The organism is Ruegeria sp. S84 (genome assembly GCF_056583445.1).
In genome coordinates this window covers 1,423,682-1,437,023 of record NZ_CM152618.1, presented here as the reverse complement: position 1 = coordinate 1,437,023, position 13,342 = coordinate 1,423,682, and the positions used below count along the sequence as shown (strand labels likewise).

The window sequence follows — 13,342 nt, the reverse complement described above, 5'->3', positions numbered from 1 at the left end:
CGCTTGGTGCAATAGCTGGGGTCAGTGGGCTGATTCCATCAGCGCACGCGCGATGGCCGCTGCCAGTCGGGCGTTGTTGCGTACCAATGCGATGTTGGCGGTAAGCGAACGGCCCTCGGTCTGTTCATAGATACGCTGCAGCAGATAAGGCGTGACGCCTTTGCCGGTGATGCGGTGCGCCTCGGCGTCTGCCTGGGCAGAGGCGATGATCGGGGCCAGTTCCTCGGACGGGATTTGGTCGGCTTGCGGGATCGGGTTAGCGACCAACTGACCACCCGGCAGCCCTAACGCACGCCGTGTTGCGTGGGCTTTTGCTATGTCAGCGGCATCATCCATGCGCAGCGGGGCTGCCAAGGGTGATTTTGCGGACCAGAAGGCCGGGAACTCGTCCTGTCCGTGGGCGATGACGGGGACGCCGAGCGTTTCCAGAACTTCAAGCGTTTTGGCGAGGTCGAGGATGGCTTTAGCCCCGGCCGCGACCACAGTCACCGGGGTCTGCGCGAGCTCGTGCAGGTCGGCGGAGATGTCGAAGGAGGTTTCGGCCCCCTGATGCACCCCACCGATGCCTCCGGTGGCGAAGACCTCAATGCCTGCATAATGTGCGGCGATCATTGTTGCGGCGACGGTGGTGGCCCCGGTGCCGCCTGTGGCGAGGCAGGCGGCCATGTCAGCGCGTGACAGTTTGGCGACGCCTTGCGCCTGACCCAATGCGCTCAGCTGGTCGGCTTCGAGGCCGACGTGCAAAACTCCGTCAATAACGGCAATCGTTGCTGGAACGGCGCCCGCATCGCGGATGTCTTGTTCAACCTGTGCCGCGACCTCGATGTTCTGGGGGTAGGGCATGCCATGGGTGATGATGGTGCTTTCCAATGCCACGATCGGTTGGCCCGCATCCTTGGCGGCGCGGACCTCTGCAGAATAATGAATGGTGATCACAGTGGGGTTTCTCCGGAAACATAAGTTGCAGCGGCGCGCAGCGCGCGGCTGAGTGCCGCGTCGCTGTCGGCACCATTCGCCTCGGCGGCGATATGGGCGGCCATGAAAGTGTCACCCGCGCCGGTCACGCGGGTGACCAGAACGGAAGGGGGTGTTTGGGTCAAGACGGCGTCAGCATCCCCGACGGTGGCCGAGTTGCCGCCATCGGTCACAAGAACCCGCAACGCGCCACGGTCCAGCAGGCCTTTGGCGGCGCTCTCGGAATCGGTGAACTCGCGCTGGCAAAGCAGTCCGGCCTCTTCGAGATTCACATAGAGCGTTGCACGGGCGTGTTTGAGGAAGGGCAGCAGCCGTTCTGCCTTGCCGGGCGAGGCCGGGGCGACGCGCAGGTCGGCTTTGGCGAAGGCGGGGCTTTGGGCGATCTCTTCAAGCAAGGTCAGCGTGAGGTTACCGTCCAGCGCGATGGGCCCTTCGAATGGTGTATTTTCATAGCCCAGCGGACCATGCATCAAGGGACGCAGGATTTTGGCTCCGGCAGCTTCAAGCGAATGCGCATCGGCAATGGCGGCGATCAGCCCGTTGGCTCCTTCAACCGCCATATATCTGTCGGTTGGCAGGTCTTGCGAGCGATAGATGTGATCGGTGACCATCCCCAAACGCGCGCAGGACCGGACCAGTTCATCCCCTTCAGCGTCGCGGCCAATTGCGGTCAGCAAAGTCGGGGTCATTCCGAACCGCACCAGCGTCATGGCGATGTTCATGGCGACGCCACCCGGCAGGCGAGTAATGCGGCCGGGTACATCCGAGCCCTGTCGCATGGCGCTGGCCGAGCGTCCGATCACGTCCCAAAGGACCGAGCCGATGCACAAAATTTCGCTGTTCTTGTTCATGCCTTGTGTCATGCCGCAGCCCCGACGCGGGTGCAAGGGTTAACGCTCGCATCCCTCAGCGCATTGCGGCAATCAGAGAGTTCAGCGCCTCCAACGGGTTATCTTGCGACCAGATTTCCTCTCCGATGCCGAAGAAATCGGTGCAGGGGGTGAGGTCTCGGATCAGATCGGACGTCAGGCCGCCCTCGGCCACGACGGGAACCTCGATCATTTCGGACCACCATTGGAACAGGTCCTTTTCGGCCTGAGTACCATCGCCCAGCGTGGCTGAACCAACCGGGCCAAAGGCCACGTAATCCGCGCCACTTTCACCAGCAGTCATCCCGTCATGACTGGAAGACCCGCAAAAACTGCCGACAATCGCATCCGTGCCCAGCTCCTTGCGGGCTGCCCTGACAGACCGCGCGCCGTCATCCAGATGCACCCCGTCCAGACCCAACCGCTGCGCCAGCAATACATGGTTGGAAATCACGATGGCTACATCGCGCGCATGCGCAACTTCGCGGCAAGCATCGGCGGCGCGCGCGATGGTATCTTCGTCGCTTCCAGCCAAGGCGAGGCGGATACATGCAATTTCAGACCCGTCCAATACGTGGCCCAATTGATCAGGGAATGTACTCAGCGCGATGGTAGGAGGCGTGATCAGGTAAATCTGCGGCTGCTCGGGGGTGTCCATGGCGCGTCCTTCGGGTTTGTCATCTTTCGCGCGGTTTAGCGGATTGCGCGGGGGAAGCAAACTTTTATGCCGGCTACGTACCCTTTTGCGAACAGAAGACGCCGGGCCGACTTGCCCTCGACCCATGCGGCCATTAGAGCAAGCGGAGTTTTTCGGAGTTAGCCATGCCCAGCGATACATCACAGCCGTCTTTTGTTCTGGTGCGCCCTCAGATGGGTGAGAACATCGGTGCTGCCGCGCGGGCGATGTGGAACTTTGGGCTGGATCGGATGCGGATCGTGGCACCGCGCGACGGCTGGCCCAACCCCAAGGCGGTGGCGATGTCCAGCGGGGCCGGGCGGCTTTTGGATGAGGCGCAGTTATTTGACGATCTGGCGGGCGCGCTGGAGGACACCACCTTTGTCTTCGCCACCACAGCGCGGCAACGTGGGTTGACCAAGCCTGTCTATAGCCCGGAGCGCGCAATGCAGCTTGCATCGCAGAAAGTGGCGGCGGGCGAAAAGGTCGCTGTTCTATTTGGCCCGGAACGGGCAGGGCTTGAGAATGAGGATATCGCCAAGGCCAATGCGATTATCTCGGTGCCAGTGAATCCGGAATATGCGTCGTTGAACCTCGGGCAGTGCGTTCTGCTGACCGCCTATGAATGGATGCGCCAGACCGGGGATGTCGTGCATGAGGCAACTGATCTGGGCAAGGGCGATTGGGCGACCGGGATCGAGGTTGAAAAGTTGGTCGAGCATTATGAGGACCGTCTGGAACAGGCCGGGTTCTTTTATCCGCCGGAAAAAGCCGAAGGAATGAAGGTGAACCTGCGCAATCTGTGGTCGCGGATGCGGATGACACGGGCCGATGTACAGATGCTTCACGGGATCATGCGGCAGATGGTCCGCTGGAAAGACAAAAGCTGAGGCTGGACCTATCTTCCGCCAAACCATAGCTTGCGACGAAATCAGGACATGAGGACAGCATGAGCGGTAAGCGCAGCATCTTCGAAGAGGTCTCGGACAGCGAAAAACAACAGGCCGTCCAACCCGGTATGATCGACCGGGGGCGTGGCGGTGCGCGGGCCGCGATCCGGGTTTGGCTGATGATCCTGTTCGCGCTGGTCGTGATCATGATTGCCGTGGGCGGGCTCACGCGGCTGACCGACAGTGGACTATCGATCACCGAATGGCGACCTATTACGGGTGCGATCCCACCGATGAACGCCGCCGACTGGCAAGCCGAATTCGACAAATACAAGCAGATTGACCAGTGGCGCATTCAGAACCAATGGATGGAGCTGGATGATTTCAAAACCATCTATTGGTGGGAATGGGGCCATCGCCAGTTGGGCCGCGTGATAGGATTGGTTTGGGCCGTTGGATTTATCGGTTTCCTTGTGACCCGCAAGATTCCGACAGGATGGGCTGGTAAGCTGCTGATCCCCGGCCTGCTTGGCGGTGTTCAGGGTGCTGTAGGCTGGTGGATGGTCGCCTCGGGCGTCACACAGGGTGAAGGCATGACCGCCGTTGCCAGCTATCGTCTGGCAACGCATCTTGGCTTGGCCTTCGTGATCCTCGGCTTTCTTGCCTGGTACATCTTTGAACTTGGCCGTGACGAACGTGACCTGATGCAGGCCCGCCGCGCGAAAGAGGCTAAGCTTTTCTCGATATCGACCGGACTGCTGCACTTCACCTTCCTGCAAATCCTCATCGGTGCGCTGGTGGCCGGGATCGACGCGGGGAGGTCCTACACTGACTGGCCCCTGATTGGCGGTCAGTTGCTGCCGCCCGATGCGGCCATGCTGGAACCGATGTGGCGTAACTTCTTTGAAAGTCCCGGTCTGGTGCAGTTTATCCACCGTTGCGTCGGCTATCTGCTGTTTATTTTCGCCATCATAGTCTGGCGGCGCGGTGGCAGCAGCGCGCACCCACAGACCCGCTTTGCCTTCAACGCCATGTTCGCAGCTTTGTCACTGCAAGTGGTCGTGGGCATCATCACAGTCGTCTATGCGGCACCTTGGCAGATCGCCATTTTCCACCAGTTCATGGCCGTGGTCGTCTGGACCCTGATCCTGCGCGCCCGCTTCCTGACAGCTTACCCTATCGCAACATCTGTGCGCGGAGCATGACCCCATGACAGCATACAACGACTTGATGGCCTTTCAGCGCGAAACCTCGGCCCTGGGCCAGATTGCCGGTAGGCTCGGCTGGGACCAGGAAACGGTGATGCCGCGCGGTGCCGCGCCGCAACGGGCCGAGGAAATGGCAGCGATCGAGGCTGTATTGCATGCTCGCCGCTCTGACTCTCGCGTTGCCGAATGGTTGGAGCAGGCCGCACCGCAAGATGAGGTCGGCAAGGCACAACTGCGTGAGATACGCCGCGCCTATGACCGCGCGGTGAAGGTGCCCGCCGATCTGGCGACGGCGATTGCACGCGTGACATCCGCCGCGCAGGGCACATGGGCCCAGGCGCGAGCGGACGAAGATGTCTCAGCCTTCCTGCCGGTGCTGGAAGAAGTTGTCTCGCTGAAACGGCAAGAAGGTGAAGCGCTGGCACAGGGTGGCGACGTTTATGACGCGATGGTCGAGGATTACGAGCCCTACACAACCGGCGCTCAGATCGCTGCGATCTTTGACGAAATGCGCCCACGTCTGGTGGCTCTTCGCGCCGCCGTTCTGGATCGCCCGGAACCTGTCGCGCTGACCGGCAACTTTGACGAACTGACCCAGATGCGCCTGACGCAGAAACTGGCAACGACATTCGGCTATGACCTGAACAATGGCCGCGTCGACAAGGCTGTGCATCCGTTCAGCTCGGGCAGCGGGCTGGACGTTCGGATCACCACTCGCACCAGCGAGACCGATCCGTTCAACTGCTTTTACTCGACCATTCACGAGGTTGGCCACGCCGCCTATGAGCAGGGCATCGACCGCGATTACCTGCTGACCCCGCTGGGACGTGGTGTGTCGATGGGTGTGCATGAAAGCCAAAGCCGGATTTACGAAAACCAGCTGGGCCGCTCGCGCGCCTTTACCGGATGGCTGTTTGACCAGATGAAAGAGGCGTTCGGTGATTTTGGCATCGCCGATGCAGATGCGTTCTATGCCACCGTCAACCGCGTCCACAACGGCTATATCCGGACCGAGGCGGATGAGGTGCAGTACAATCTGCACATCATGCTGCGGTTTGATTTGGAACGCGCACTGATGGCCGGTGACTTGCAGGTCGGCGACCTTGAAGCCGCCTGGAACAACCGCTTCAAAGCAGATTTTGGTTATGCGGTCGACAAGCCCTCGAATGGATGCTTGCAGGACGTACACTGGTCGGTTGGCCTGTTTGGCTATTTCCCGACCTATTCACTGGGCAATGTATATGCCGGATGCCTGTATCAAGCACTGCGCGCGGCAATTCCCGGACTTGAGGGGCAGTTGGCAGCTGGCGATACTTCCGGGGCGACCGGTTGGCTTCGAGAGCATGTGCAGCAGCATGGAGGACTGTACGCGCCCCGCGAAATCATTCAGCGCGCCAGTGGGGTGGAACCAGGGCCGGAGCCGCTGTTGGCTTATCTGGAGCAGAAGTTCGGGGCGTTGTACGGGCTTTGAGGCGTGTTCGTGGCGCTCCGGCGTTACACTGGCCCTGACGGTACCATTTCGATACGCAAGGCAACAGCGGCGAAGAAAAGGCCGCTTCCTGCCAATACAAACACGTGCCAGATGGTGTTGTGGTAGGGCAGCCAGTCCAGAAGGTAAAATACCACGCCTGCGGTATAGATGAGGCCTCCGGCGATCATTAAAGTAAGGGTAAGGGGTGAAAGTTCGGCCAACATGGATTGTCCGGCCCAAACCGCGGCCCATCCCATCAGAAGATACAGCGCCAGCCCGAACCAGCGGAAGCGGTTCGGGTCGATCATCTTCAGAACAGAGCCCAGCGTCGCAGAAGACCACAGCCCCAGCAAAAGTCCCGGAGGTTGTGAAGCCGAGAGCAGCAGGAACGGCGTATAAGTTCCTGCGATCTTCACATAGATACCCGAGTGATCAAGGCGGCGCAGAAACTCTGCCCACTCATCATGCTCGATCATGTTGTAGAGCACCGAGAACGTCAGCATCAAAACCAGAGTTATTCCATAGATCGAGGCGCCCAAAACCGCCGCCGGGTCTGACCGATAGAAGACTGTCATGATGATCAGCATAGGCGCTGCGATCACCGCCGAAGAAACACCCAGCACATGAACAACACCGTCACTTATTCGCTCAGCACGGCTGTAGGCAGGTCGGATATGGGCGAATGACCACATATCGAAATGCTAGGCGTGCCGGGTCTGCTGGGGCAAGCCCACCCTCGTGCCGTTGGCAGGAACGTGACACTGAGTAACAAAAACGCCCGCAATACGGGCGTTTTGTTACACTTCTGTAGTGCTTTGTTATTCCTCGGCTTCTTCGTCACCCTGGTCGGCGATCCAGGCCACACTGACGACTTCTTCGCCTTTACCGGTGTTGAATACACGCACACCACCCGCGCTGCGGGAGCGGAACGAGATGCCCTCGACCGGCACCCGGATCGATTGGCCTTTCGAGGTAGCCAGCATGATCTGATCGTCGATTTCTACGGGGAAGGAGGCAACCAGTTCGCCACCGCGCATGGCTTTGTCCATCGCCGCCACACCCATGCCACCGCGACCGCGGACAGGGTAGTCGTGACTGGAGCTCAGCTTGCCCGCGCCGCCCGACGTGATGGTCAAGATCAGGTTCTCGGCTGCCGACATCTCAGCATAGCGTTCCTGCGTGATACTGCCAGGCGCGGCTTCGTCCTCGTCCATTTCGCCGTCATCCGCAATGCCCGCGACTGCGCGGCGCATCTTGAGGTAGGCGGCGCGCTCGTCCGGGTCGGCCTCGAAATGGCGAATTACGGACATCGAGACGACACGGTCGCCATTGCTCAGCCTGATGCCGCGCACACCGGTAGATTCGCGCGAATTGAAAACGCGCACATCAGTGGTCCGGAATCGGATCGCACGGCCCGAATTGGTGACCAGCATCACGTCTTCATCTTCTGAACAGATGCGGGCGTTTACCAGTTCCACATCCTCGGGCAGTTTCATCGCGATCTTGCCATTGCGGCGGACGTTCGTGAAATCTGACAGACGATTGCGGCGGACGTCACCTGCACTGGTGGCGAAGACGATTTGCAGGTTCTCCCACTCTTCATCCGGCACATCTACGGGCATGATCGCCGCGATCGAAACACCGGTCGGGATCGGCAGGATGTTGACGATCGCCTTGCCCTTACCGGTCCGGCTGGATTGCGGCAGACGCCAGGTCTTGAGCTTGTAGACCATGCCTTCGGTGGTGAAGAACAGCAGTTGCGTATGCGTGTTCGCCACGAAGAGATTGGTGACAACATCCTCTTCCTTGGTCTGCATACCCGACAGGCCTTTGCCGCCACGCTTTTGCGCCCGGAAATCGGCCAGTGGGGTGCGTTTGATGTAGCCGCCTGAGGTGACAGTCACGACCATATCTTCGCGTTCGATCAGGTCTTCGTCTTCCATATCACCGGACCAGTCAACGATCTCGGTGCGGCGGTCGACGGCGAACTGCTCGCGCACGCTGCGTAGCTCATCGGCGATGATGCCCATGATGCGCTCACGCGAAGACAGAATATCCAAGTATTCCTTGATCTTGTCGGCCAGTTCTTCCAGTTCGTCCGTGACTTCCTTGACACCCAGTTGGGTCAGACGCTGCAGCCGCAGTTCGAGAATGGCGCGGGCCTGTACCTCGGTCAGGTTATAGGTGCCGTCGTCATTCATCTTGGACAGCGGATCGTCGATCAGGCGTAGATAGCCTTCGATCTCGGATGCAGGCCAGCGGCGGGTCATCAGTTTCTCGCGCGCTTCAGCAGCGTCTGCCGACGAGCGGATCGTGGCAACCACTTCGTCAACATTCGAAACGGCCACGGCCAGACCACACAGGATGTGACTGCGCTCACGCGCCTTGCGCAAGTCATAGGCTGTGCGGCGGGCAACAACATCTTCGCGGAAGTCGATGAACGAGGTTAGGAAGCGGCGCAGGGTCAGCTGTTCAGGCCGACCGCCGTTCAACGCCAGCATGTTGCAACCAAATGAGGTCTGCATCGGCGAGAAGCGGTAGAGCTGGTTCAGCACCACTTCGGGCGTTGCATCGCGTTTCAGTTCGACCACGACACGCACACCATTGCGGTCGGATTCGTCCTGTACGTGGCTGACGCCTTCGATGCGTTTTTCACGCACGGCTTCGGCGATCTTTTCGATCATCGAGGCTTTGTTCACCTGATAGGGGATCTCGTCGACAACGATGGCGTACCGATCCTTGCGCAGCTCTTCTACGCGGGTCTTGGCGCGGATGATAACGCTGCCACGGCCTTCAAGGTACGCTTTGCGCGCACCTGAGCGGCCCAGCATCACACCGCCAGTCGGGAAGTCGGGGCCGGGCACATACTCGATCAGTTGTTCTGATGTCAGATCCGGGTCGTCGATCAGCGCCAGCGTGGCATCGACCACTTCGCCTAAGTTATGCGGTGGGATGTTGGTTGCCATACCCACGGCGATACCACCGGCACCATTGACCAGCATGTTCGGGAAACGGGCGGGTAGGACGGTCGGCTCTTTGTCTTTGCCGTCATAGTTGTCCTGAAAATCGACAGTCTCTTTTTCGATATCGGCCAGCAGGGACGCGGCGGGTTTGTCCATCCTTACTTCGGTGTAACGCATCGCCGCTGGGTTATCGCCGTCCATTGAGCCAAAGTTGCCCTGACCATCAAGCAGCGGCAGCGACATCGAGAAATCCTGCGCCATCCGCACCAGCGCGTCATAGATCGCACTATCACCATGCGGGTGGTACTTACCCATCACGTCGCCAACCGGACGGGCCGACTTACGATAGGACTTGTCATGAGTGTTCCCGGTCTCATGCATCGCGTAGAGAATACGCCGGTGCACCGGTTTCAGCCCGTCGCGCAGATCAGGGATCGCACGGCTGACAATGACCGACATCGCATAGTCCAGATAGGACGTGCGCATTTCGGATTCGATGGATACCGTCGGGCCGTCATAAACGGGGCGCTCGGGCGGGGTTTCGTCCATGTTTTCAGGGATTTCTGGCGTATCGCTCACGTAGGCTGCCCGTGTCTTGTTCTTGATCTATATCTTGTGGATACACTTTATCAGACCCGGCATATAAGGTGCAAGCAAGCAACCGTTCCCCGGCCAAATTAGGTCGGTAACACCTGAGTAACATATTGTTATCTAAGTATTAGGGCAGTTCCGTGTTACTCTGACTAGACCTTGTAACAAATTTGGAGGTCTGCATGGCGCAAAGTGAAACTGAACTCATGCTTAAGGGGTACGGGCTGACCACGGCGGAATTTTTCTACCACATGCCCGACTATATTCACGTACTGAACACGTTTATTTGGCAGGATTACGACCTTGCTCCGGACCATCCGAAGCTGTTCGAATTCGTAGAATTCTGGCAGAAAGAGATTGAAGGTCCGCTGCACTCGGTCAGGTTCACGCACCGTAAAATGATCGCGCCGGGGGAATGGCGCAACATGGTGGGTGAGTTTCGGGTAAATTAGCCCTCAGGCCGAACAGCTCGCGCCGCCCAATACACAGAATTTGGCGCAATGCGGGTGGTTCAGATGCACGTCGGCCTCGGCCTCTTCAAGGGTTTCGCCCAATTCAAACTCCGGCGAATAAGGCAGCAGCGTACAGGCCAGCACCGCCGGACGCTCGGCGCCTTTGCGTTTGACGACCATACGCGAGTTGGCGCACATCACCGCATCAGGGGCTTTGTCCAGGATGCCCCAGCAAGCGGTTGTGATTTCAGGAACTTCAACTGTTTCGTCCATCTCGGGAAACAAAACTGTTTGGCCCGGATTTTGCGCATCGATGTCAAAGCCGTGCTTGGCAAAGAATGCTGCATACCCCGCGCGGCTTTCAGCGTCGCTATCCCCCCAGACTGTGCGCCCGGCAATGGCCATCCTAAAGCCGTTATCCCGCAACCACTGCATCCCCGTCAGAGTTTTGGCAAAACTGCCTTTGCCGCGTTCTTCGTCATGCAGATCGGGGCGGTAGTGGTCGACGGAGACACGCAGCGTCAGTTTTTCTGCGTAGTCGCGCTGTAATTCCAGTAAACCCTCGCGCATTTTGCGGCGCATCATCGGCCGCATTGCATTGGTCAGGATCAAAACTTCGTACCCGCGCTCTAGCGCGACGCGCGTCATCTCGATCATCTCGGGGTTCATGAAGGGCTCACCACCTGTAAAGCCTATCTCGCGGATCGGCCATTGGCGCTGTTCGATCTGATCCAGATAGTCGCGGACTTCGTCGGCGGTGATGTAAACCAGAGCATCGTTGGTTGGGCTGCTGGCGATATAGCAGTTAATGCACTCGATGTTGCACAGCGTTCCGGTGTTGAACCAAAGGGTTTCGGGATGAGTCAGCGCGACGGACGCGCGCGTTTGCCCGTCTGCTGTCACTAAACTGTTCTGAAACTTCCCGATATTCGCAGCCTGTAGGGCGTTGTCTTTCATTCCGGCATCCGGTTCTGTGCTTGTGCCAAACCGGCTTAACCGTTTGTGCCGGTTTAGTTAAGAGTATCTACCCCTCGCTGACAGAGTTTTGATGTGGGAAGAAAGTTGCTGATTGGTTGCGCTAACATTGGACATGCCCCAAGCGGCAAGGTAAGGAAAAGCCATGGTTTCTCGTGTCATACCTGTTGACCCATTTGATCTGGTCATATTCGGCGGAACCGGCGATCTGGCGCAGCGCAAGATCGTTCCGGCCCTGTTTCGGCGTTACTGCGCCGGGCAGTGGCCCGAGGCCACCCGGATCATCGGCGCAGCGCGGGGCGCTCTGAGCGTTGATGGCTTTCGCGAGATGGTGGCCGAATCGTTGCGCCAGCACGCACCGAAGCGGGCAAAAGATCAGGAGGCTGTGAACGGTTTTCTGCAGCGCGTGGAGTATGTCCCGCTTGACGCTTTGTCCGAAGATGGTTGGGCCCAGTTGGCCGAAATGCTGAATGCGGATCGTGTCAGGGCCTTCTATTTCTCGGTAGGCCCCCGTTTGTTTGGCCCGCTGGCCGAACAGATCAGGACGCACAATCTGGCCACCCCGCAAACCCGTATCGTCGTCGAAAAGCCTTTTGGGCACGATCTGGAAAGTGCTCGCGCGTTGAATGCGACACTGGCGGCGCATTTTGACGAAGGGCAAATCTATCGGATCGATCATTATCTGGGTAAGGAAACCGTTCAGAATCTTATGGCCGTTCGGTTCGGCAACATGCTGTTCGAACCGCTTTGGAACAGCCAGTATGTCGATCACATTCAGATCACTGTGGCCGAGACCGTCGGCATTGACGGTCGTGAAGAGTATTACGAGCGCGCTGGCGCCATGCGCGACATGATGCAGAACCATCTGATGCAGCTTTTGTGTCTGATCGCGATGGAACCACCCGCAAAATTTGATCCGGACGCGGTGCGCGATGAGAAACTCAAGGTCATACGCGCGTTGGATTCGGTTGAGCCGCACCATATCGTACGAGGTCAGTTTGCAGGCGGTGCCGATGGCCGGGGGTATCGTGAAGTTGTCGGCAATCAAAGGTCCACGACGGAAAGCTACATCGCATTGCGCGCACATATCAGCAATTGGCGTTGGGCGGGCACACCGTTCTATCTGCGCACGGGCAAAGAGCTGGTGGCGCGGTCCTCGGTCATCAATGTGATGTTCAAGGATGCTCCGCATTCGATTTTTGGCGAAGAGGCCGGGCGTCATGCGAATGCCCTGTCGATCCGGTTGCAGCCCAATGAAGGCATCACTTTGAAAGTGACAATTAAAGAGCCGGGGCAGGGAGGCATGCGTCTGGTTGACGTTCCGCTGGACATGAGCTTTGCCGAAGCGCTTGGGCCTGAAAACCAGGACCCACCCGACGCTTATGAGCGGCTGGTGATGGATGTCATTCGCGGCAACCAAACCCTGTTCATGCGCGGCGATGAAGTAGAAGCCGCATGGGCCTGGACCGATCCGATTATCGCGGGCTGGGAGGCGCGCGGTGATGTTCCCAAACCATATGAAAACGGCAGCACCGGCCCGGGCGACGCCGAGCTGCTGATGAAACGAGACCACCGCCGCTGGCAAGGAATAAATCCATGAATATCAAAGAATACGCCGATCGCGACATGCTGGCGATTGATGTCGCGAATGCATTGGCCGGAGACCTTGAGGCCGCATTGCTACATCATGATACTGTCTCGTTGGCCATTCCGGGCGGAACCACACCGGGGCCGATCTTTGATGGATTGTGCGCTGCTGATCTGGAATGGGATCGTGTGCACATACTGCCGACCGATGAAAGATGCGTGCCGGGTGATCACGAGCGTTCGAACGAGAGGTTGATCCGGGAACGGTTGCTGACCAGTCGCGCATCCATTGCACAATACATGCCGCTCTATGTTGCGGAACATGAGCCTGAGGCGGTTTTGCCCGAGATCGAAAGCCTGATTAACCCGCATCTGCCGCTATCGGTTCTGGTGCTGGGTATGGGTGAGGACATGCATACCGCCTCGCTCTTTCCGGGGATGCAGGGCTTGTCTGCTGCTCTGAACAACAACGCCCCGACACTGGCGGTAGCGCGGACCGACGTGCAGCCCGAAGCGCGTATCACGCTGACGGGTCCGGTTCTGGACGGCGCTTTGTCCAAGCATCTCGTCATATTCGGAGAAACTAAACGGAATGCCCTGGATCGTGCCATGTCACTGCCACCCGAGGAAGCTCCGATCGCGGCCGTGCTCAGCGGCATGACCGTACATTGGGCGGAGTAAACAC

Annotated in this window: 12 protein-coding genes; 6 read left to right on the top strand and 6 right to left on the bottom strand. The window is 58.9% G+C overall.

Features of this window, described 5'->3' with window-relative positions; genetic code table 11:
• Positions 1-21 precede the first annotated feature (21 nt).
• From AC1DFB_RS07255 to AC1DFB_RS07245, 3 genes are read right to left on the bottom strand one after another with little or no spacing between them, the layout of a single operon-like run.
• A complete protein-coding gene (locus tag AC1DFB_RS07255; RefSeq protein ID WP_170610888.1) occupies positions 22-936 on the bottom strand; it encodes a pseudouridine-5'-phosphate glycosidase in 915 nt (304 codons plus the stop codon).
• Positions 933-1,826, bottom strand: a complete 894-nt coding sequence (locus tag AC1DFB_RS07250) for a PfkB family carbohydrate kinase (protein ID WP_170509655.1) — start codon at positions 1,824-1,826, stop codon at positions 933-935. Before AC1DFB_RS07250 ends, AC1DFB_RS07255 begins: the two co-directional genes overlap by 4 nt.
• A 55-nt stretch (positions 1,827-1,881) precedes the next feature.
• Positions 1,882-2,502, bottom strand: a complete 621-nt coding sequence (locus AC1DFB_RS07245) for a thiamine phosphate synthase (RefSeq protein WP_480704952.1) — start codon at positions 2,500-2,502, stop codon at positions 1,882-1,884.
• Between the two features lie 164 nt (positions 2,503-2,666).
• Between AC1DFB_RS07245 and AC1DFB_RS07240 the strand changes: the two genes are divergently transcribed.
• Genes AC1DFB_RS07240 through AC1DFB_RS07230 form a run of 3 tightly spaced genes read left to right on the top strand, consistent with a single transcriptional unit; the run spans position 2,667 to position 6,089 of the window.
• Positions 2,667-3,410 (top strand): RNA methyltransferase, encoded by a 744-nt coding sequence (locus AC1DFB_RS07240; protein ID WP_170396917.1) that lies wholly within the window; start codon positions 2,667-2,669, stop codon positions 3,408-3,410.
• Positions 3,411-3,469: 59 nt separating this feature from the next.
• Complete coding sequence (ctaA, locus tag AC1DFB_RS07235; RefSeq protein WP_170817822.1) at positions 3,470-4,615, top strand: heme A synthase; 1,146 nt, start codon at positions 3,470-3,472, stop codon at positions 4,613-4,615.
• A 4-nt stretch (positions 4,616-4,619) separates the two neighbouring features.
• Positions 4,620-6,089 (top strand): carboxypeptidase M32, encoded by a 1,470-nt coding sequence (locus AC1DFB_RS07230; RefSeq protein WP_170396921.1) that lies wholly within the window; start codon positions 4,620-4,622, stop codon positions 6,087-6,089.
• Positions 6,090-6,112: 23 nt separating this feature from the next.
• Here the strand turns inward: AC1DFB_RS07230 and trhA are convergent, their stop codons facing one another.
• Together trhA and gyrA are read right to left on the bottom strand one after the other, a co-directional pair.
• A complete protein-coding gene (gene trhA, locus AC1DFB_RS07225) occupies positions 6,113-6,781 on the bottom strand; it encodes a PAQR family membrane homeostasis protein TrhA (RefSeq protein WP_480922414.1) in 669 nt (222 codons plus the stop codon).
• 126 nt (positions 6,782-6,907) lie between these two features.
• Positions 6,908-9,631: a DNA gyrase subunit A gene (gene gyrA / locus AC1DFB_RS07220; protein ID WP_170509667.1), complete on the bottom strand. Its 2,724-nt coding sequence runs from the start codon at positions 9,629-9,631 to the stop codon at positions 6,908-6,910.
• 194 nt (positions 9,632-9,825) lie between these two features.
• On the opposite strand from gyrA, the gene AC1DFB_RS07215 reads away from it, so the two are divergent.
• Positions 9,826-10,095 carry an usg protein gene (locus tag AC1DFB_RS07215; RefSeq protein ID WP_039535770.1) on the top strand — a complete coding sequence of 90 codons (270 nt, stop codon included), beginning with the start codon at positions 9,826-9,828 and terminating at the stop codon, positions 10,093-10,095.
• A gap of 3 nt (positions 10,096-10,098) precedes the next feature.
• On the opposite strand, the gene AC1DFB_RS07210 is transcribed toward AC1DFB_RS07215, so the two are convergent.
• Complete coding sequence (locus tag AC1DFB_RS07210) at positions 10,099-11,052, bottom strand: radical SAM protein (RefSeq protein ID WP_480922413.1); 954 nt, start codon at positions 11,050-11,052, stop codon at positions 10,099-10,101.
• A gap of 163 nt (positions 11,053-11,215) precedes the next feature.
• Between AC1DFB_RS07210 and zwf the strand changes: the two genes are divergently transcribed.
• Together zwf and pgl are read left to right on the top strand one after the other, a co-directional pair.
• Positions 11,216-12,670 carry a glucose-6-phosphate dehydrogenase gene (gene zwf / locus AC1DFB_RS07205; protein WP_480922412.1) on the top strand — a complete coding sequence of 485 codons (1,455 nt, stop codon included), beginning with the start codon at positions 11,216-11,218 and terminating at the stop codon, positions 12,668-12,670.
• Positions 12,667-13,338, top strand: a complete 672-nt coding sequence (gene pgl, locus AC1DFB_RS07200; protein ID WP_170800685.1) for a 6-phosphogluconolactonase — start codon at positions 12,667-12,669, stop codon at positions 13,336-13,338. The genes zwf and pgl overlap by 4 nt, the downstream gene beginning before the upstream one ends.
• Positions 13,339-13,342: the final 4 nt, after the last annotated feature.